The organism is Embleya sp. NPDC020630 (genome assembly GCF_044334985.1).
In the GTDB taxonomy this organism is placed as follows: Bacteria; Actinomycetota; Actinomycetes; order Streptomycetales; family Streptomycetaceae; genus Embleya.
The window spans coordinates 1,317,908-1,337,093 of sequence record NZ_JBIRUB010000001.1 but is presented as its reverse complement, the minus strand read 5'-3'; the positions used below and the strand labels follow the sequence as shown (position 1 = coordinate 1,337,093).

At 71.6% G+C, this 19,186-nt stretch carries 22 protein-coding genes; 13 read left to right on the top strand and 9 right to left on the bottom strand.

What is annotated here, in order from left to right; genetic code table 11:
• Positions 1-26: 26 nt before the first annotated feature.
• Entirely contained in the window at positions 27-236 is a 210-nt protein-coding gene (locus tag ACH4XV_RS05515; RefSeq protein WP_395786929.1) for a hypothetical protein, read from the top strand.
• Positions 237-483: 247 nt separating this feature from the next.
• Here ACH4XV_RS05515 and ACH4XV_RS05510 read toward each other — a convergent pair whose 3' ends face one another.
• The 3 genes from ACH4XV_RS05510 to ACH4XV_RS05500 form a co-directional block, all read right to left on the bottom strand.
• Entirely contained in the window at positions 484-2,529 is a 2,046-nt protein-coding gene (locus ACH4XV_RS05510; protein WP_395786928.1) for a hypothetical protein, read from the bottom strand.
• Positions 2,530-2,741: 212 nt separating this feature from the next.
• Positions 2,742-3,401 (bottom strand): response regulator, encoded by a 660-nt coding sequence (locus ACH4XV_RS05505; RefSeq protein WP_395786927.1) that lies wholly within the window; start codon positions 3,399-3,401, stop codon positions 2,742-2,744.
• The gene (locus ACH4XV_RS05500) at positions 3,389-4,654 is read right to left on the bottom strand and encodes a sensor histidine kinase (RefSeq protein ID WP_395786926.1); all 1,266 of its coding nucleotides are present in this window, start codon (positions 4,652-4,654) and stop codon (positions 3,389-3,391) included. The genes ACH4XV_RS05505 and ACH4XV_RS05500 overlap by 13 nt, the downstream gene beginning before the upstream one ends.
• A 206-nt stretch (positions 4,655-4,860) precedes the next feature.
• Between ACH4XV_RS05500 and ACH4XV_RS05495 the strand changes: the two genes are divergently transcribed.
• The 4 genes from ACH4XV_RS05495 (at position 4,861) to ACH4XV_RS05480 (ending at position 9,346) form a co-directional block, all read left to right on the top strand.
• Entirely contained in the window at positions 4,861-5,583 is a 723-nt protein-coding gene (locus ACH4XV_RS05495; RefSeq protein WP_395786925.1) for an ABC transporter ATP-binding protein, read from the top strand.
• Positions 5,583-6,401, top strand: coding sequence for an ABC transporter permease (locus ACH4XV_RS05490; protein ID WP_395786924.1), 819 nt, complete (start codon positions 5,583-5,585; stop codon positions 6,399-6,401). Before ACH4XV_RS05495 ends, ACH4XV_RS05490 begins: the two co-directional genes overlap by 1 nt.
• Positions 6,402-6,503: 102 nt before the next feature.
• A complete protein-coding gene (locus tag ACH4XV_RS05485; protein WP_395786923.1) occupies positions 6,504-7,880 on the top strand; it encodes an FtsW/RodA/SpoVE family cell cycle protein in 1,377 nt (458 codons plus the stop codon).
• Positions 7,877-9,346, top strand: coding sequence for a peptidoglycan D,D-transpeptidase FtsI family protein (locus tag ACH4XV_RS05480; RefSeq protein ID WP_395786922.1), 1,470 nt, complete (start codon positions 7,877-7,879; stop codon positions 9,344-9,346). The genes ACH4XV_RS05485 and ACH4XV_RS05480 overlap by 4 nt, the downstream gene beginning before the upstream one ends.
• A gap of 44 nt (positions 9,347-9,390) precedes the next feature.
• Here the strand turns inward: ACH4XV_RS05480 and ACH4XV_RS05475 are convergent, their stop codons facing one another.
• Positions 9,391-9,999, bottom strand: a complete 609-nt coding sequence (locus ACH4XV_RS05475) for a TetR family transcriptional regulator (RefSeq protein ID WP_380000690.1) — start codon at positions 9,997-9,999, stop codon at positions 9,391-9,393.
• Positions 10,000-10,137: 138 nt separating this feature from the next.
• Here ACH4XV_RS05475 and hpnH point away from each other — a divergent pair, with 138 nt between their 5' ends.
• Complete coding sequence (gene hpnH / locus ACH4XV_RS05470; protein ID WP_380000692.1) at positions 10,138-11,142, top strand: adenosyl-hopene transferase HpnH; 1,005 nt, start codon at positions 10,138-10,140, stop codon at positions 11,140-11,142.
• Between the two features lie 105 nt (positions 11,143-11,247).
• Here the strand turns inward: hpnH and ACH4XV_RS05465 are convergent, their stop codons facing one another.
• The 3 genes from ACH4XV_RS05465 to ACH4XV_RS05455 form a co-directional block, all read right to left on the bottom strand.
• Positions 11,248-11,562: a hypothetical protein gene (locus ACH4XV_RS05465; protein ID WP_395786921.1), complete on the bottom strand. Its 315-nt coding sequence runs from the start codon at positions 11,560-11,562 to the stop codon at positions 11,248-11,250.
• 42 nt (positions 11,563-11,604) lie between these two features.
• Complete coding sequence (locus ACH4XV_RS05460) at positions 11,605-11,847, bottom strand: hypothetical protein (protein WP_395786920.1); 243 nt, start codon at positions 11,845-11,847, stop codon at positions 11,605-11,607.
• A 244-nt stretch (positions 11,848-12,091) separates the two neighbouring features.
• Positions 12,092-12,304: a hypothetical protein gene (locus ACH4XV_RS05455; RefSeq protein WP_395786919.1), complete on the bottom strand. Its 213-nt coding sequence runs from the start codon at positions 12,302-12,304 to the stop codon at positions 12,092-12,094.
• 167 nt (positions 12,305-12,471) lie between these two features.
• Between ACH4XV_RS05455 and ACH4XV_RS05450 the strand changes: the two genes are divergently transcribed.
• The 7 genes from ACH4XV_RS05450 (at position 12,472) to ACH4XV_RS05420 (ending at position 17,531) form a co-directional block, all read left to right on the top strand.
• On the top strand, positions 12,472-13,809 hold the full coding sequence (locus ACH4XV_RS05450) for a transcriptional regulator (protein ID WP_395786918.1): 1,338 nt from the start codon (positions 12,472-12,474) through the stop codon (positions 13,807-13,809).
• Between the two features lie 32 nt (positions 13,810-13,841).
• Positions 13,842-14,378 (top strand): NUDIX hydrolase, encoded by a 537-nt coding sequence (locus ACH4XV_RS05445; RefSeq protein WP_395786917.1) that lies wholly within the window; start codon positions 13,842-13,844, stop codon positions 14,376-14,378.
• A gap of 101 nt (positions 14,379-14,479) precedes the next feature.
• Positions 14,480-14,752 (top strand): hypothetical protein, encoded by a 273-nt coding sequence (locus ACH4XV_RS05440; RefSeq protein WP_395786916.1) that lies wholly within the window; start codon positions 14,480-14,482, stop codon positions 14,750-14,752.
• Positions 14,749-14,997: a hypothetical protein gene (locus ACH4XV_RS05435; protein ID WP_395786915.1), complete on the top strand. Its 249-nt coding sequence runs from the start codon at positions 14,749-14,751 to the stop codon at positions 14,995-14,997. Before ACH4XV_RS05440 ends, ACH4XV_RS05435 begins: the two co-directional genes overlap by 4 nt.
• 421 nt (positions 14,998-15,418) lie before the next feature.
• On the top strand, positions 15,419-15,787 hold the full coding sequence (locus tag ACH4XV_RS05430) for a hypothetical protein (RefSeq protein WP_395786914.1): 369 nt from the start codon (positions 15,419-15,421) through the stop codon (positions 15,785-15,787).
• Positions 15,788-16,098: 311 nt separating this feature from the next.
• Positions 16,099-17,067 (top strand): helix-turn-helix domain-containing protein, encoded by a 969-nt coding sequence (locus ACH4XV_RS05425; RefSeq protein WP_395786913.1) that lies wholly within the window; start codon positions 16,099-16,101, stop codon positions 17,065-17,067.
• Positions 17,064-17,531, top strand: coding sequence for a GNAT family N-acetyltransferase (locus ACH4XV_RS05420; protein ID WP_395786912.1), 468 nt, complete (start codon positions 17,064-17,066; stop codon positions 17,529-17,531). The genes ACH4XV_RS05425 and ACH4XV_RS05420 overlap by 4 nt, the downstream gene beginning before the upstream one ends.
• 60 nt (positions 17,532-17,591) lie before the next feature.
• On the opposite strand, the gene ACH4XV_RS05415 is transcribed toward ACH4XV_RS05420, so the two are convergent.
• Positions 17,592-17,846 carry a hypothetical protein gene (locus ACH4XV_RS05415; protein WP_395786911.1) on the bottom strand — a complete coding sequence of 85 codons (255 nt, stop codon included), beginning with the start codon at positions 17,844-17,846 and terminating at the stop codon, positions 17,592-17,594.
• A 49-nt stretch (positions 17,847-17,895) separates the two neighbouring features.
• Positions 17,896-19,137 (bottom strand): MFS transporter, encoded by a 1,242-nt coding sequence (locus ACH4XV_RS05410; protein WP_395786910.1) that lies wholly within the window; start codon positions 19,135-19,137, stop codon positions 17,896-17,898.
• Positions 19,138-19,186: the final 49 nt, after the last annotated feature.

Genomic DNA, 19,186 nt, shown 5'->3' with positions numbered 1-19,186 from the left:
GCTCCGTGCGCTCCGGGGTCGGGGACGTGCGCGACGCGGATGCGGTGGCGCGGGCGCTGGTCGGTGTGGACGCGGTGTGTCATCAGGTGGCCAAGGTCGGGCTCGGGCTGGATCCGGGGGAGGCACCCGACGGCCCGGCCATCGTCCGCGGCATCGTCGAGGCCCAGGCGGGCCGGGTCGCGGTCGCCAAAACGGGCACGGGCTGCCGCTTCGAGGTGCGCCTGCCGACGGGGTGAGGGCGGGGTGCTCCGGGCCCGCCGGCCGGCGGGTCGCTCACACGTGGGCGACGCGGGCGGCAAGCGGGCCGGCGGCCCGACGGGCGGGCGCGCGGCGGACGGCGTGGCAGGCGGGCGGCTTGGGGCCTCGACGCCCGACGAGTGGCCGTGGTCGTGTCCGGGGTGGGCGCCGCCGTGGTGGTCGGGTCGGTGGCAGGGTGCGGGGCGGGTGAACACCCGGTCGGGTGCCGGGCCGGTCGCTTCCTGATCACGTCAGCGGCTTGATGGTGCCGCCGGACTTGAGCGTGGCCATCACCTTGGGACGGGCCGTGGTGTTCGGGGTGGTGCCGGGGGACTTGAGGATCAGTTGGCGGGCGTCCGCCGAGCCGGTGAGGGGGGCGGAGGCGGTCAGCTTGACCACGTCCCGGCTGCCGGCCGCGACCAGGTACCAGGCGCCGGATCGGGCGCGCCACCACGTGGCGGTGACGATGTCGTTGGCCGAACGGCTGCACGCGGGCGAATCGGCGAGCCGTTCGACGGTCTGCGCCCCGGCCGCGTTGGCCCCGGGCGGCAGGAACTGGACCACGACGTCGCCGCCACCCCGACGGTCGAACGCGTGCACGCACGACCACATGCCCTCCCCGGCCGCCTCCGGCAGGTCGAAGTGCGCGAACTCCCAGTTGTCCACCAGCCGCAGGCCCCGCCCGCGCAGCGTCTCCAGCACACAGGCCGTGCGCGACCAGACGGTCAGCGCACGCTCGGTCGAGGCCGCCTCCGCCGGCCGGCCGGTGTGCGCGAACTCCGGCGGCGGCATGTAGGTGAGGTGGGTCGCGGACACCTCGCCCAGGTCCGCGAGCAGGTACGGGTGGCCGTCGGCGGCCCGCCTGGACACCAGTTCGAGCACCGGCACCGTCGCGCAGCCCTTGGCCACCGTGCCCGGGTCCGGCATCGGGGCGGTCGTTCCGTCGGTGACCGGCAGCGGCCTGCTCTTGTCGTCGGGCCGGCGCAGATCCCGCGTCGCCGCCTCGTCCACCCACGGCGCGAGCAACATCCGCACGCCCGCCACACCCCGGTGCAGCACCACGGCCGAGGCGGAACGGGCGTCCGAGTCGTCGGCCGCGGCCACGTCGAGACGCCGGCCGCCGTGCTCCTCGGTGTACCGGGCCAGGCGCGTGCCGTCGGTGAGCAGGACCACCGCGGCCTCCGCGACGTCGCCCGCGTACAGCAGGCGCGGCAGGCCGATCGGTGGGCCGGCGGCGGCGCCCTGGCCGAGCGCGACGATGGTGCCGGCCTCGGGCTCGACCCAGGCCCGGACCGCACGCCGGGTCAGCGCCTGGTCGCCGGCGCGCGCCCCTCGGGTGGACCAGACGTCGAAGTCCAGCCGGGTGGTGGTGGTCCAGGCGCCGGCCGGGACCATCCGGGGCGGCGCCTGGACCACGACCCGGGCGGCGGGCGCGACGTGGGTGCCGGACCCGGTCGCGTCGCCGACATACGAAACGAGGACGGCCGGCACCGCCGCGACCGCGACCGCACCCAGCGCGGTACGCCTCCGGCGTCGTCGGCGCAGCAGGTCCGACGGGGTGGCCCGGAGCGTGCACGGGTCGAAGTGGGCGGCGTGCAGCAGTCGCTCCGCCGCCGATCCGGGCCCGTCGGCGCGGGCCGGCGGGCCGGCCGCGAGCGCGTCGGCCTCGGCCTCTGCGCTCGCGATGTCCTCGACGCCGGCGATCAGCAGCAGTTCGACCACCCCGACCGGGTCGAGACCTTCGAGCACCCGCAACACGTAGGCGGCCCGCCCCGGCCCGGACAGTCGGCCCAGCGCCTGTTCGATCGCCGGCTCGTCGGCGCCGCCGGTCGGCGGGAACAGACGCAGCCCCCAGACCTGCGGCAGCGCCGCCGGCCGGGCCGCCCACCGCCGGGTGGACCGACATCGCAGCAGCGCGCCGCGCACGATCCGCAGCCGAACGAGTTCCGCGTCACTCATCCCCGCCGCGCCCGGTCGACGCCCGACGTCGCGCCACCGACCGGGCAGTGCGTCCTGGACCAGGGCGTGGGCCGTGAGCACCCGGCGGTGCCGCTCCAGGCCGGGCGGCAGGATCAGGTAGGCGAGCCGCACCAGTTCGGGGTAGCGGCCGACCATCAGGGCCTCGGTCCGGTGCACCGCGCGCCCGTCGAGCCGCCGCCGACACAGGTCGGCCAGGTCGGCCAGGCCCGCCCGGGCCCGGCGCGTCCGACCCCCGATGCTCGGGTCGCTTCCGAGGTCCCGGACGGGCTCGGCCGTCGGTTCGGACGCGCTCTCGTGGCCGCCGCGTGGCATGTGATGGGTCCCCTCTCGCCCGCGCCGTGGTCGACGCCCGCGACTGGGTGCGGGGCCGTGCGCACGGTGGCCAACGAGCGTCCTCGGAAGGGGTCACACATGGTACGAAAATCCGTCTTGTGTGACTCTTTTCGGTCCCCTCGCCTGCCCCCCGAGTCGCGATCGGCAACCTCCCGACGCGCCACCCGCCGGCCGCCGGCCCCACCCCGGGGTCAGCCCGGCGCGACGAACCCCGACTCGTAGGCCGCGATCACCGCCTGGGTGCGATCACGCGCGCTCAACTTGGCCAGCAGCGCGCTCACATGGCTCTTGACCGTCTCGGTGCCCAGGTACAACTCCGCGGCGATCTCGGCGTTGTTCAATCCCCGGGCCATTGCCCGCAACACGTCGGCCTCACGATCGGTCAGCTTGGCCCGGGCCACCGCGTCGCTGCGCGCCGTCTTCCCGAAACGCTCGGCCAATGCGCGCAGCTTGGCCGGGAACAGCAGCGAATCCCCCGTGGCCAGCGTCCGCACCGCGTCGGTGATCTCCGCCGGACGGGCCCGCTTGAGCAGGAAACCGTGCGCGCCGACCCGAAGCGCCTCATAGACGTATTCGTCGTTCTCGAACGTGGTGATGATCAGGATCTTGGGCGGCTGATCGAGGTGCGCGAGGAGGTCGCGGGTGGCCTGGATGCCGTCCACCCGGGGCATGCGTACGTCCATCGCGACCACGTCCGGGCGCAGCGAACGGACCAGCGCGAGCACCCCCGCGCCGTCGCCGGCCTCGCCCACCACCTCGAAGTCGGGCTGTGCGGCCAGGACCGCCCGCAAGCCGGCGCGCACCAGTTCGTTGTCGTCCACCAGCAGAATCCGGATCGTCACGACGCCCACCGTAGGGGCAGCCGGGCATGCACCCGCCAGTAGCCGTCGTGCGGCCCCGCGGTGGCCTCGCCGCCGAGCAGCGCGGCCCGCTCGCGGATGCCCCGCAGCCCGCTTCCGCTGCCCCCGCCGGTCCCCCGCCACCCCACCTCGGCCGAGGCCGTGTCGTTGCGCACGGTCAACTCGACCTCGTGGTCGTGCACCGCGACCGTGACCTCGACCGGCACCGGACCGGCGTGCCGCAGCACGTTGGTCAGCGATTCCTGCACGATCCGGTAGCCCTCGCGCGAGATCACCGCCGGCACCGCGTCGAGCGAGCCCAGCACTCGCACCTGGACCGAGGCGCCCGCGCCGCGCGTGGTGTCGGCGAGCACCTTCAGCTCGGCCAGCCCCGGTCGGGGCGCGGCCGGCTCCGGCGCGTCGCGCAACAGCAGCAGCATGCGTTCCAGGTCCTCCAGGGCCTGCCGCCCGGTCACCTCGATCGCGTCCAGTGCCCGGTCGGCGAAGGCCGGGTCGGTGTCGAGCAGTTGCCGTGCCGCGCCCGCCTGGAGCACGGTCACCGACAGCGCGTGGCCGATCGAGTCGTGCAGTTCGCGCGCGAGCCGGTTGTGTTCGAGCAGTTGCTCGGTGCGTCGTTCGAGGGCGGCCAGCTTCTCGCTCGCGGACGGCCCGAGCAGCCGCTTGGCCAGCACGGTGAGCAGCAGGCCCGCGCCGACCAGGTAGGCCAGCGCCGCGACGATGACGGCCAGGCCCAGCGGGACCAGCCACCAGTGCGCGGCGCCGCCCGGGAAGCTCGCCCCGTCGAACGCCAGACCGTCGCCGGTGGCGGGCGACCCGATCATCGCCACGGCGGTGAAGATCGCGGACGCCGCCGGCGCGAGCCCGAGCCAGCCCAGTTCGACCCGCAACACCAGCCACAGTGCCGTGCGCCGGCGGTCGGCCCAGGTCTGCGACCGGGTGACCGCGATGTCGCTCTCGTCGCCGGGGCGCAGCAGCAGCCGGGCTTGGAACCCCTCGAACCGGCGCGCCTCGGCGATCAGCCCGAACGCGGTCAGGATCGGGACGGGCATGGCCAGCAGCGCGACGCGGTCGCCGAGCCCGCCGCCGCCCTCCAGACCGGGATAGACCATGGCCACCGCGACGCCCAGGAGCAGGCCCGTGAACAGGTGGAAGCCACGCGTGTAGGTGGCGGCCGTGACCAGGGGCCGGGCGAGGCGACGGAGCCGGGCGCGCGGCGAGCTGCGGGACGAAACGATGCGGAACACCCCGCCATCCTCCAGGTCCACCCCGGCGGCGACCTCCCCCGCCCGGGGGAGACCGTCCCCACGGTTGGGGGATCCGGTCCAAGGTCCCCGAGTCGCAGTCTTGAGGCACCGCAGCAACCGGGCGGCGACCACCGGGTGTCGACGAGGTCTTCGGGCCCGACACCCTCAGCATCGACTCGGCCGAACCGGCCCGGGGAGCACCACAGATGATCCGCATCCGAAACCTGACGAAGCGCTACGGCGACGTCCTCGCCGTCGACGACCTCGATGTCGAGATCGCGGCCGGCACCGTGACCGGCTTCCTCGGTCCCAACGGCTCGGGCAAATCGACCACGATGCGGATCGCCCTGGGCCTGGATCGCCCGACCTCGGGCGGGATCACCATCGACGGCCGGGCCTACGGCGAGTCGCCCGACCCGCTGCGCCACGTGGGCGCCCTGCTGGACGCGGGAGCGGTACACCGGCGCCGGCGCGGCTACGACCACCTGCTCTACCTGGCCCGGTCCAACCGCATACCGAGGTCGCGGGTCGAGGAGGTGCTGGCGCAGGTGGGGATGACCGACGCGGCCCACCGCCGCGCCGGCACCTACTCGCTGGGGATGCGCCAGCGCCTGGGCATCGCCGCCGCGCTGCTCGGCGACCCCGGCGTGCTGATCTTCGACGAGCCGGTCAACGGCCTGGATCCGGAGGGCATCCGGTGGATCCGCGAACTGATCCGCTCGCTGGCCGCCGAGGGCCGCACGGTGTTCGTGTCCAGCCATCTGATGAGCGAGATGGCGCTGACCGCCGACCACCTGGTGGTGATCGCCGGCGGGCGACTGCTGGCCGACGCCACGCTGACCGACTTCGTCGGCGACGGCCCGTCCCTGGAAGACGTCTATCTCCGGCTGACCGCCGGACACGAGCAATACGCGGGAGGTGGCCGGTGATGAACACGGAAACGCGGGAAACCACGAAGAAGCGGGAAACCAGGGCAACGCGTGCGCCCAGGACAAGCTTCGCGGCGGCCCTGGAGGCCGAGTGGATCAAGCTCCGCTCGGTGCCGTCGACCCGCTGGCTGCCCCTGGCCACGGTGCTCTCGATCGCCGGGGTGAGCGCCCTGGTCGACGCGTTCGTCGCCGAGGGCCAACGCCGCGAGGACGGCGCCGAATACGACGCGTTCACCCTCGTGCACTACGGCGTCAACTTCGGCCAACTGGCCCTGGTGGCCTTCGCGGTGCTGGCGGTGGCGGGCGAATACGGTGCGGGCACCATCCGCGCCTCGCTGGCCGCGGTGCCCGACCGGCGGCTCTTCGCCGCCGCCAAGCTGACCGTGATCACCGCCGTGGCCCTGGTCACGGCAATCGTGTCGAGTCTGACCTGCACGCTGGCGGCCCGGTTGTTGCTGCCCGCCGGCGACATCTCGCTGACCGCCGCGGCCACCTGGCGCACGGCATTCGGTCAGGTGGTCTATCTGGTGCTGCTCGCCGTGATCTGCGCGGGCGTCACCTTCGTGCTGCGCACCCCGATGGCCTCGATGGGCCTGCTGATCCCGCTGATCTTCCTCGGCACGGCCGCGCTGACCGCGATACCCGGGGTCCGCGAGGTGGCCAGGTTCCTGCCGGACAAGGCCGGGCAACGCATCATGCGGCTGCACGAGTTCAACGCCTACGAACTCGCCCCGTGGCCGGGCGTGGCGGTGATGACGCTGTGGGCGATCGCGGCGGGGGTCGCGGCGGTGACGGTGTTCCGCCGGCGCGACGTGTAGGCACGGCAACGCCGTAGCCCTCACGGGGCTGTCGCCACCGCGATACTCCCACCACTGCGACACTCCGGTTACCCACGGTCACTTGTGGGAACTCCAGAGCGCATGTCCAGATGGCGGCGGCGCAAGACGGCGGCAGGCGAGCCCCTGCCGCCGACGCGGCGCAACACCGAATTCCTGCTGCTCGTGTTCGCGGTCCTGGTCCCGGTCTTCGCCTACGCGAACGTCGGCCTGGCCAGGCACGGCTCGATCCCCCCGGACACCGCGAAATACGGCCTGGGGCTGGGTCTGCTGGTCCTGATCGCGCACATCCTGGTCCGCTTCTTCGCGCCCTACGCCGATCCGGTGCTGCTGCCGATCGCCGCCCTGCTCAACGGCCTGGGACTGGTGTTGATCTACCGACTCGACCTGGAGGCGCCGAAGGTGCAGGCCGCGTCCTCGCAACTGGTGTGGTCGGCCATCGGGGTGATCCTGTTCGCGGCCGTGATGATCGCCGTGCGCGATCACCGTTCCCTGGGCAAATACGCCTATCTCGCCGCCGCCGTCGCGCTGTTCCTGATGATCGTCCCGGTCTTCTTCCCCGCCATCAACGGCGCGAAGGTGTGGATCCGATGGGGCTCGTTCTCGTTGCAGCCCGGCGAGTTCGCCAAGATCATCCTGGTCGTCTTCTTCGCGTCCTACCTCGCCGGCACCCGCGAGACGCTGATGATGATCGGGCACCGGTTCTGCGGCGTGAACCTGCCCCGCGGCCGCGACCTGGGACCGGTGCTCGCGGTGTGGCTGGCCTCGGTCGGCATCCTGGTCCTGGAGCGCGATCTGGGCACGTCCGTCCTCTACTTCGGCGCGTTCGTGGTGATGCTCTACGTGGCCACCGCCCGGATCGGCTGGATCCTGGTCGGCCTGATCCTGATCGCCCTGGGCGCGTTCGTGGTCGGCTCCGCCGAACCTCACGTACACAGCCGAGTACAGAACTGGCTGGACCCGTTCGCGAGCATCCACGCCGGCCTGGGCCCGGGGCAACTCGCCCAGTCGCTGTTCTGTTTCGCCGCCGGCGGCCTGCTCGGCGCCGGGCTCGGCCTGGGGCACTCGATCCTGGTCGGGTTCGCCGCCAAGAGCGACTTCATCCTGGCCACCGTCGGCGAGGAGTTGGGACTCACCGGCATCGCCGCGCTGTTGGTGCTCTACGCGCTCCTGATCGCCCGCGGCTTCCGGGCCGGGCTGACCGCGCCGGACGCGTTCGGCTCGCTGCTGGCCTACGGGCTGTCCGCCGTGCTGGCGATCCAGGTGTTCGTGGTCGCCGGCGGAGTGACCGCGCTGATCCCGCTGACCGGCATGACCATGCCCTTCCTCGCCCAGGGCGGCTCGTCCGTGGTCACCAACTGGGCCCTGATCGCCCTGCTGATGAAGATCAGCGACCGGGGCCGCCGCCCGCTCGCGCCGATCGAGGAACCCGTACCCCTGCCCGAGGAGGTGCGCGCGTGATCGTCACCGCCCGACGCGCCGCCGGATTCTGCCTGCTGCTGCTCCTCGCGCTGCTCGGCAACGCGACCTGGGTGCAGGCCCACAAGGCCGACGCCTACGACCACATGGAGGGCAACCGCCGTCCGCAGATCATCCGTTACCAACAACCGCGCGGCGACATCCTGGTGGCCGACACGCCGATCACCGGATCGCCACACACGGCCGAATCCTTCGACCTGGCGTACGGACGCAGCTACACCGACGGCCCGCTCTACGCCCCGGTCACCGGCTACGCCTCCCAGCTCTACGGCACCTCGCTCCTGGAGGGCGTCGAGGACGACATCCTCGCGGGCACCGATCCGCGCCTGGGCGCCTGGCCGGTGATCACCGCCGTCACCCGCAGGCGCGCCGCCGCCGGCAACGTGGCCACCACCATCCTGCCCGCCGCCCAACAGGCCGCGTTCAACGGCCTCGCGAGCACCGGCAACAAGGGCGCGGTGGTCGCCCTCGACCCCACCACCGGCGCGATCCTGGCCCTGGTCAGCACCCCGTCCTACGACCCGGGCACGGTGGCCGGCGCGAACAAGTCCGCGCGCGCCGCGTGGGCCGCGCTCGACGGCGACCCCGACCGGCCGATGCTCAACCGCGCGCTGCGCGAGACCTATCCCCCCGGCTCCACGTTCAAGGTGGTCACCGCCGCCGCCGCGCTCGCCTCCGGCACGGTCGCCGATCCCGACGCGCCGACCACCACCCCCGACCCCTATCCGCTGCCGGAGACGCACACCCTGCTCGGCAACGAGGCCGACGGTTGCCGCAACGCCTCGCTGCGCTACGCGCTGACCGTGTCCTGCAACACGGTCTTCGCCAAGCTCGGGGTGGACATGGGCGCCGAGGTGATGCGCCGTCAGGCCACCGCGTTCGGCTTCGACGACCCGAAGTTGCGGATCCCGGTCGCGGTCACCCGGAGCGTGTTCCCCAAGAACCCCGACCGACCGCAGACCGCGCTGTCCTCGATCGGCCAGTTCGACACCCGCGCCACCCCGCTCCAGATGGCGATGGTCGCCGCCGGCATCGCCAACGACGGCGAGGTGATGCGCCCGTACCTGGTCGAACGGCTCACCCGAGACGACGGCAGCACCGTACGCGGCACCGAGCGACGGACCCTGGCCCGTGCCGTCCCCGCGTCGGTGGCCCGCCGACTCCAGCGCATGATGCAGGACGTGGTCACCACCGGCACCGGCGGCAACGCCCGGATCGACGGCGCGGTCGTCGGCGGCAAGACCGGCACCGCCCAGCACGGCGAGCACAACCGCGCCGTGCCCTACGCGTGGTTCATCGCCTACGCCAAGCCGAGCCCCGACGCGAAGCCCTCCGTCGCCGTCGCGGTCGTCGTGGAGGACGGCGCCGCCGACCGCGCCGACATCACCGGCGGCGGCCTCGCCGCCCCGATCGCCAAGGCCGTGATGACCGCCACCCTGTCCCGATGACCGCCCCGCACCCCGCGCCCCGGCCGCGACGAACCCGCCCCCGCTCAGCTCTTCCGCAACCCCGCCAACACCCGGTCGATGACCTCCCCCACCTCGCGCCGCGCCACCGCCGGATCGGCGGCACGCGCGGTGTACAGGCTCGCCTCCGAGATCAACGAGGCCAACAACCGAGCCAGCGGCGGCACCGGCAACTCGTCGATCTCGCCGTTGTCCATCGCCTGCCGCAACCACGCCGCGAGCAACCCGTGCCCGTGCTCGTCCACCAGCGCGTCCCACGACCCGGGCCCCAGCACCGCCGGGCCGTCCACCAGCACGATCCGCTGGAAGTCCCCGGTCGTGCACACATCCAGGAACGACTGGAACCCGTGTCGCAACTGATCCCAAGGTTCACTCGGATGGTCCTGGGCATGACTCATCTCGTGGGCTACGAGCGCCTCCGCCGCCTCGGCCGCGACGGTCTCCATCACGGCGCGGAACAGGTCGGCCTTGTCCTTGAAGTGGTGATAGAGCGCGCCCCGGGTCACCCGGGCCTGCGCCACGATCTCCTCGGTACCGGTCTGTGCGTAGCCCCGGGTCGCGAACAATTCGCGGGCGGCGGCCAGCAGGGCCGCACGGGTGTCTGCGACATGTTGTGCCCGACGCGTGACCGCCATACAACCCCCACGTGACGTACAGCCTGTATGTTGAAGATGTTGTCATCATCGGGCGCCCCCGGGCAACGACGCCACGCCGAGCACGGTTTCAGCGGACGCCGACGCCCCCGGGTACGGGGATAGAGAGGTGCGACGGTCATGGGCCTGCCGCTGAACCTGGCTGTGAAAATCGGTACGCATCTGGTCAAGCAGAAGATCAAGCGCGTGGACAAGTTCGCGATGATCGTGGAGGTCGAGCCGCTCTTCGCGTGCAACCTCAAGTGCGGCGGGTGCGGCAAGATCCAGCAGCCGCACGACGTGCTGCGCAAGCGCATGTCGGTGGAGCAGGCGGTGGCGGCGGTCGAGGAATGCGGCGCCCCGATGGTCTCGCTGGCCGGCGGCGAACCGCTGATGCACAAGCAGATCGACCTGATCGTCGAGGAACTGCTCAAGCGCAAGAAGTTCGTGATCATCTGCACCAACGCGGTGCTGCTGCCCAAGCACCTGCACAAGTTCAAGCCGAACAAGAACTTCGCGTGGATGGTGCACATCGACGGCCTGCGCGAGAAGCACGACCAGGCGGTGGCCAAGGACGGCGTCTTCGACGAGGCCGTGGCCGCGATCCGGATGGCCAAGGCGGCCGGATTCCAGGTCTACACGAACAGCACGTTCTTCAACACGGACTCCCCCGAGACCATCGTCGACGTGCTGGACTTCCTCAACGACGACCTCAAGGTCGACCGGATCCAGATCTCCCCCGGATACGCCTACGAGAAGGCGCCGGTACAGAACCGCTTCCTCGGCGTCGAGCAGACCCGCGCGTTGTTCAAGGCGGCCTTCTCCGGCGGCAAGCGCAAGAAGTGGCGGCTCAACCACTCCGCGCTGTTCCTCGACTTCCTCGAGGGCAAGCGCGATTTCGAGTGCACGCCGTGGGCGATCCCGTCCTACTCGCTGCTCGGTTGGCAGCAGCCGTGCTACCTCATGGGCGACGGCTACGTGCAGAGCTACAAGGAGCTGCTCACCGACACCGAGTGGGAGAACTACGGTCGGGGCAAGGACCCGCGCTGCGACAACTGCATGGCGCACTGCGGCTACGAGCCGACGGCCGTGCTGGCCACGATGGGTTCACTCAAGGAGAGCCTGCGCGCGGTGGTCTCGGGCTGAACCCCCACCAACGCCACATCAAAGACAGGGAGGCTCGGGCACCCCTCACCGGCAAGCGGGCAAGCTCGCAATGGCCCAGGCGGAGGACTGCTCCCCGAAGGGGTGTCAGTCTCCATCGTCCATGGCGAGGATGGACGCGGTGAGCGGGTGGTTCGGGTCGAGCGTCTGCCCCATGGCCTCGGCGCGTCGGATGCGAACGCCGCGGTCCTTGCGCACCTCGTCCCGCAGGATGTCGGCGCGCAGGTTCTGGTCGACGCGGGCGAGGAGGATCGCGATCAGCTGCGGCACTTCCGCGACCGAAACCGTGAACGTCTGGATCTCGTAGGCGTCGTCGGGGCCCTGGCCGGGCCATGTGTAGCGGGCGACGAGCAGGTCGTTCCCGTACTCGAAGTCGAGCAGTGTCCGGTCGGGTTCGGGCATGGCTTCTCCATGTCGATCGGTGTGGCGGGGCATGGGTGGTGCTCAGTCCTGGTTGCGGTCGAGGATCAGGTCGACGTAGCGCGGTGAGAACCCCGTGGCTCGTGCGATGGCCTCGACCGGCACCCGGTCGCGGGCGGCGTTGGCGACGGCGATCCGCACCTCGGCCGCAGCGGCACGACAGCGATCGCGAGGCATCTGCGCGGCCGATATCGGGTCCGGACACGTCGCGTGCAGGCGCCGGTGCGCGGCCACGGCCGCGGTCAGGCGCACGAACGTCTCGGTCACGATGGCTCCGGCGATGGGTTGGGGGGTCTGCGGTGCTGCATGTGGTGTCCCGCCCGGCCGCCGTCGGGGGGTGGATACGGCCGGGCGGGAGTCGGGGCCGGCGGTGCCATGACACCGCCGGGCCGAGGGCCGCCCGTCGAACAGCGGTCGGCCCGCTGAAGCCGGCCCGGCGGCGCGGTGGGAGTCGCGGGCTAGGCCGGAGGCCGCGTGCGGTCCCGAGCCGCAGCGGCAGGAAGGCGGCTCGTCAGCCGCCCGAGTTCGAGAACCGGCCGGCAGGAGGGAGCCGGGACGTCTCCGCCAACTCGACCTGCAACTGGTGTACGAGGAAGCGCGCTTGATCGCGGTCGAGGTCGTATGCCTGGGCATCGCCCTCGTCACCGACGTCGAGCATGACCCGAATAGGGCGCCCCAGATCACCCGACGCGAGCACCTGGACCATGAGCGGCCTGTACGTCACCGAGGTCTCCTCGTCTGGTCGACTGCTGTATGGACAGCCTCCCGTGCTCACCACCGACTGCGGGAGGTGTGAGAACCGGCCGCGCAAGTGCACGATTCACACGGGGTGTGAACGCCGAGTCGTTAGGCTCGATGACCAGGGCTTGACAAGCAATACCAAGGGGACTCATGAGCCCGAACCACCTGCTCGCCGCCGCACTCGACGACGCCGGGATGTCCCGCGCCGGACTCGCGCAACGTGTCAACGACCTCGGCGCGGCATCAGGCCTCCACCTTCGCTACGACCACACCTCCGTCGGTAGATGGCTAAAAGGGCAGCGCCCGCGGGGCCGTTCGATCGAGCTGGTTTGCGCTGTCCTGGGCGAGCGGCTCGGCCGCGAGATCACGCCCCAGGACATCGACCTCGACACCGCCGTGGACGGACCCACCGGCACGACCCTGCCGGTGTTCGTCGAGCGCGCGCCCGCGCTGTGGACGTCCGACCACCGCAACGCCCCCACCGCACAGGAGACTCCCGCCGTCACCGGCATGGCCGCGATCGCCCCGGTCTGGGAGTGGGAGAACCCGCCCCACGACGCCGACGCCTCCCATCGCGGGCCGGCCCGCGTCGGAGCCGACGACCTGGAGATGCTGCGCGGCGCCCGAAGTCACTACGTGCGCATGTACCAGCAGGTCGGCGGCCTCGCCGCCCGGCCTCGGGTGATCCGGTTCCTTGCCGAGCAGGTAACCCCGGCCATGCGCGGCAACTACCCCGACCGCGTCGGCCGCGAGCTGTTCCGGGCGGCAGGCGGTTTGGTGGCCGTCGCGGGTATCTGCTCCTACGACTCCGACCAACAGGGCCTCGCGCAGAGGTATTTCCACCAGGCGTTGCGCATGGCCAAAGCCAGCGGCGATTACGCGTTCGGCGGCTACGTCATCGCCCTGCTCGTCAACCAGGCCATCTACCTGCGTGACTACCGACAGGCCACCGCGTTCGCCGAAGCCGGGCTCCGCACAGCCGGCCCCCATATCTCCCCGGGCTTGGCCGCCGACCTGCACGCCATGCAGGCCAAGGCGTTCGCACGCATGCGACACTCCAGCGCCGCTCGCGACAGCCTCAACCGCGCCGAACAGGCATACGGGAAGCTCCGACGCGCGGAGGAGCCGCCGGAGACCGGCTACGTCCAGCCTGGCCTGGTGGAAGCGCAGGGCGCCGAGACCCTGCTCAGCCTCGGCGATCATCGGCCTGCGCTGCGGTACGCCGAGGAGGCGGTCGACGCGCAGACCCACGCCCGCGGCAGGGTGCACCGCCTCGCCACCCTCACCTCCGTGGCGGTGGCCTGCCGCGACCTCGACCGGGCCTCGGTATCCGCAGCGGCCACCCTGGACGCCGCACAGGGCATGGAATCCCGGCGCCTCACGGACCGCCTCCACGGTATGCACCGCAAGCTCGCACCCCACACGGGCGTACCGGCGGTGCGCGAGGTGACCGAGAGGGTCGAGACTGTCCTGGCGATGCCCTACTGACGGGCAACACCCCGCCCGCAAGGAGACCACGCATGAAGTGGATCAAGCACAGCGAGACCGACGTCTACGGCAACAAGTGGTTCACCATCCGACTCGCTGATGTCGAGCTGCCCGACGGGCGGCACCTCGACCACTACCTCATCCGGCAGAGGCCCGTCGCCCTCGCGACCATCGTCGACGACCAGGACCGTGTACTCCTGCTGTGGCGGCATCGCTTCATCACAGACACATGGGGCTGGGAGCTTGCCGCCGGTGTCGTCGAGGAACAGGCGGGTGAGGCGGTCGAGGACGCCGCGGCGCGGGAGATGCTGGAGGAGACCGGTTGGCGGCCGGGCCCGCTACGGCACCTGCTCAGCGTCGAGCCCTCGAACGGCCTCTCGGACGCGGTCCACCACATCTACTGGTCGGACAGCGGCGAGCACGTCGGCGAGCCCGAGGACGCGTTCGAGTCGTCCCGGGTCGAGTGGGTGCCACTGAAGGAAGTGCCGGACCTGGTCGCTCGCGGGGAGGTGCGCTCCGCGAACGCGGTAGCCGCGCTCCTGATGCTGCACCGGCTCCGAGGGCTCTGACGCAGATCCCCGCCCGGCGCGTGCTCCACCCGAGTGCGCCGGCTACCGACCACGCGGGCAACGATGCCACCCTGGGAACCCCGACATCCGAGGAGGCGCCCATGCCCAGAACCACCGTCGTCCGCGGCGAGCGCATCGAGCTGCCGAACACCCTCGCCGAGATCCGGGCCGCACTCCCCGAGGAACGGCGCGAGGAGTTCGACAAGGTCATCTACGAAACACCCCTCGACCAGCTCGAACGCCGGGCGCTCATCGACTGGGCCCTCCCGCCCGAAGCCCACGAGGACGACGACGAGGCGTCCCGCCGCATCAAGGCCGGTGACTTCGGCTTCGCCCAGTGGACCGACAGCGACGGAAACGCGGTCCCCCGATGAGCCGCTACTACGTCCAGTACTCCGACGAGGCGGAAGACGGCCTCAAGCCCCTGTCCGCCGCCCGGATCCGCGCCTTCAAATCGACGGTCGACTCGACCATCGGCAACGACCCCTACGGGCACGGCTCCACCCAGGTCGGCTCCGACCGCGACCGCCGGGACGCCACCATCTCCGGCGTCGTGATCCGTTACGACGTCAGCGGATCGGTCCTGGTCGTCTCCGTCACCCGCGCCATCGCCTGGTAGCAGGCCACCCGATCGCCGACCGCCCACCACCGCACTGTCGGACCCGGCGGGTGGCATCGCACGGACGCACAACGAGCGGGGCGCAGGCACCGGGCTTCTTCGGTGGTAGCGGCCCGACCCGCGGCTTTGTCGACGCCACGAGCACAACGCCGGCAAGGCAAAAGTCGCCTCGGGCAGAGAAATTGGGAGGCTCGGGCACCCCTCACCGGCGCCCGAGCCACCACAACCTGATGAAGCGTGAGCGTAGCGGAAGCCGCGTTGACACGTGTCGCATGGGGGGCGTCCAAACCAAATCTTGACCCTTTTCTGCACGTGGACACTGGCGTGTCGGGTAGCTTCGTCCCGCCGTCGGCCCACCACGGGGCCGGGGCGACACCGCGAGGCGCGTGTTCCGCGGGGTTCGAAATGGGGGCTTGTCCAGATGGTTCAACGTTTTCTTCGGCGTCTCGCCGGTCCGATCCTGCTCGCCGTGTTCGCGGCGGTCCTGACCGCGGCGCCCGCACAGGCCGCACCCGACCGGGCGCAGGTGCGTCAGGTCTCGTCCGCCTCGACGCAGACCTCGCTCACCGCGACCGGCGTGTCGACCGGTGTGCAGACGCTCGCGGACACCTCCGCTCGAACCACCGCCCAGCGGGCCTCGGTTCCGCAGCTGCACCCGGCCAAGAAGACGAAGAAAAAGAAGAAGAGCTTCTTCAAGAAGGCCGGGAAGTTCATCTTCGCGATCATCGGCATCATCGTGCTCGCGATCGTCCTCTACTTCGTCTGGCGCGCCCTCAAGCGCCGCAGCTGATCTCACGAAACATCACGCGCGCCCGGCCGGGTCCCCCCGTCCGGGCGCGCGTTTCGCATGTCCGGCCCCGTGCCGGACCGCATCAGTGGTGCCACGACGGGGACTTGCCCCCATCGCGCGTATCGGCCGACCGCCCCAGGGCGGACAGCACACCGAGAATCACCGTGATCACCAGGAAAATCGCCAGAACCGTCATACCCCGAGCATGCCATTTGCTTGCACATGCATCGAGTGGCTGGACTGCCTGATTACCGCAACATCCTGCCACTCACACCCTGTCCTCACGATCATCGCGCCGGCATGCTGGTCGCATGCTGCGCAATGTGGTCGTGATCGTCCAGGACGGGGTGGCACCCTTCGAACTCGGGGTGCTGTGCGAGGTGTTCGGCATCGACCGAAGCGAGGAGGGCTGCCCGGTCTACGACTTCGCGGTCTGCGCGGTCACCCCCGGCCGGGTGCGCACCAAGGCGGGCTACGACCTGTACGCCGAACACGGCCTCGACCGGGTCGCCGACGCCGACCTGATCGCCATCCCGGCCGCCGTCGAGCACGACGAACGGGTGGCCTCCGACCCGGTGCTCCTGGACGCCTTGCGGGCGGCCGAGGCCCGGGGCGCGTGGATCATGAGCGTGTGCACCGGCGCGTTCACCCTCGCCCGGGCGGGCCTGCTCGACGGCCGCCGCTGCACCTCGCACTGGAAGTACACCGACCGCCTGGCCCGGCTGTTCCCCCGGGCCGTGGTCGAGCCGGACGTGCTCTACGTCGAGGACCGCCGGGTGATCACCAGCGCCGGCACCGCCGCCGGCATCGACGCCTGCCTGCACCTGGTCCGGCTGGAGGACGGCAGCCGGGTCGCCAACGCGATCGCGCGCCGCATGGTCGTACCGCCGCACCGCGAGGGCGGCCAGGCGCAATACATCGCCCGCCCGCTGCCCGGGCCGACCGGCAGCCCGCTCCAGGCCACACTCGCCTGGATGACCGAGCGCCTGGCTCGGGACCTGACCGTCGAGCGTATGGCCGAGCACGCGCTGATGTCCCCGCGCACCTTCGCCCGCCGCTTCCAGCAGGAGACCGGCACCACGCCCTACGACTGGCTCATCGCACAACGGGTGCTGCTCGCCCAGGAGTTGCTGGAGGAGACCGCGTTGTCGATCGACGCGGTCGCGGAGCGCTCCGGTTTCGGCAGCGCGGCGACGCTGCGCCACCATTTCCTGCGCCGCCGCGGCACCACGCCGCAGAACTATCGCCGGACCTTTTGCCCAGGGAGCGCCACCGCATGACCGCACCGACGATCCGCGCCGCCCGCGCCGACGACTACGACGCCATCGCCGCGGTCGTCGACGACTGGTGGGGCCGGCCGATGACCCCCGCCCTGCCCCGCCTGTTCCTGGACCACTTCCACACCACGAGCCTGGTCGCCGAGGACGTCGACGGGCTCGGCGGCTTTTTGATCGGTCTGCTCTCGCCCTCGCGTGTCGACGAGGCGTACGTCCACTTCGTCGCCGTCCGCCCGGACCTGCGCCGATCGGGCCTGGCGGCCGAGCTGTACGAGCGCTTCTTCGCGCTCGCCCGGGCGGCCGGGCGGCTCCGGGTGCGGGCGATCACCGGTCCGGGCAACACCGGTTCGGTCCGCTTCCACACGACGATGGGCTTCACCGTGCACGGACCGGTCGCGGACCTGGACGGGCCCGGTCGGGACCGGATGCGGTTCGAGCGGAGCCTGGATGTCGGACCGGGCGCGTAGCCTTCGAGGTTCGACGGTCCGGTCCGGCACCCTCTTGCCCCTGTCCGGCCCGGACCGTCGTCAGGACAGCCGGGCCGCGGCCCGCAGCGCGCGCATGACCTTGAACCGGTTCGGCCCCAGCACCATCATCGGGTGCGCGTGCAGCGCGTGTATGGCGTTGCGCTCCGCGCGCACCGCCGCCGACCACTGCCGGGTCAGTTCGGCGTCCAGTCGCCCCGGGTTCTCGCGCGCGAAGGTGATGACCACCTCGGCCGCGTGGTCGCGGTCCCGCTGAAGGGCAATCAGCTCCGCCGGGATTTCCGCCGCTTCATACATGCGGATCATCGTAGGTGGCCACATGCCCGACACCTAGGACATGCGTACGTCACATATGCCGCGAATCCTCCGGGGCGGTCGCCGGCGTCGCCTCCGCCGGCGGTCCCGTCTCCCCGCGCCCCGCCGCGCAGTACAGCGCGACCGCCACACCGAGCACCGCGGCCCCGAGCAGGATGAGCCGATAGTCCACCACGACCAACAGACCCGCCACGCCGAGCACGGCGAACGCGGTGGGCGCGAACATGATCGTCCCGGCCGTCGCCGCGACCCGGCCCACCAGATGCGTCGGCGTCTCCCGCTGCAACACGGTCATCGCCGCCACGTGCACCGCCGGCAACCCGAACCCGTTCAGCACACTGCCGGCGGCCACCGCGGGCAACCACGGCAGCGCCCGCAGCCCCACCGCGATCGCGAACAACACCAGCCCGAGCACCGCGAACCCCTTCGCGCCCAGCCGCCGGATCAGCGCGCCGGCGGCCAGCCCGGCCGCCACCGAACCCGCGCCCTGGGCCATGTACAGCACCCCGGCGAACTCCGGCGAGCGGCCCAGCCCCTCGTCGACCACGGCGTAGACCGCCCCGCCGCTGATCCCCGACACCACCATCGCCAGCCCGCCGGCGACCACCAGCCGGCGCAGCGGCCGGTGCGCCCACAGGTGGCGCACCCCTTCCGAGGTCTCCGCGACCCATCCGGTCGCCCGCCGTTCCCGCACGGGCTGTTCGAAGCGCATCAGCATGAACACCCCCGCCGCGAGCACGAACGTGCCGGCGTCGAGCAGCGCGACGGTGTGTCCGCCCGACCACGCGAACAGGCCCGCGCCCGCGAGCGGGGCGATCAGTTTCATGCCCTCGGAGGCGCTGAGCCGCAGCCCGTTCAGATCGCCCAGGATGCCCGGCGCGACCGCCGCGGAGAGCGCGGTCGACTCCCCCGCATCGATCAGTACGAAGCCGAAGCCGTAGCCGAGCATCACCGCGAACAGGATCCACACCTGCGCCTCGGACCGCACGGTGAGGGTGGCGGTGAGCAGTACGGCGAGCACGATGTTGACCACCACGAGCAGCCGTTTGGCCGGCCATCGGTCCGCGAACGCGCCGAGCACCGGGCCGATCAGGCTCGGCGCGAACACGCCGAGTGCCATCAGTGCGGCGATGCTGTCCGATCCGGTGAGCGTCTTGGCCCAGACCCCGGCGACCAGGGTCATCGCGCTGCTGCCGAAACCGGAGATCACCACCCCGCTCAGATACAGGCCCGCGTTGCGGTCCCGGAACACTTTTACCCCACTCCACGCCACGCCGTCACCACGCCCCTCGTCGTCGGTGTCGCGGCCGTCATTGCTCTAC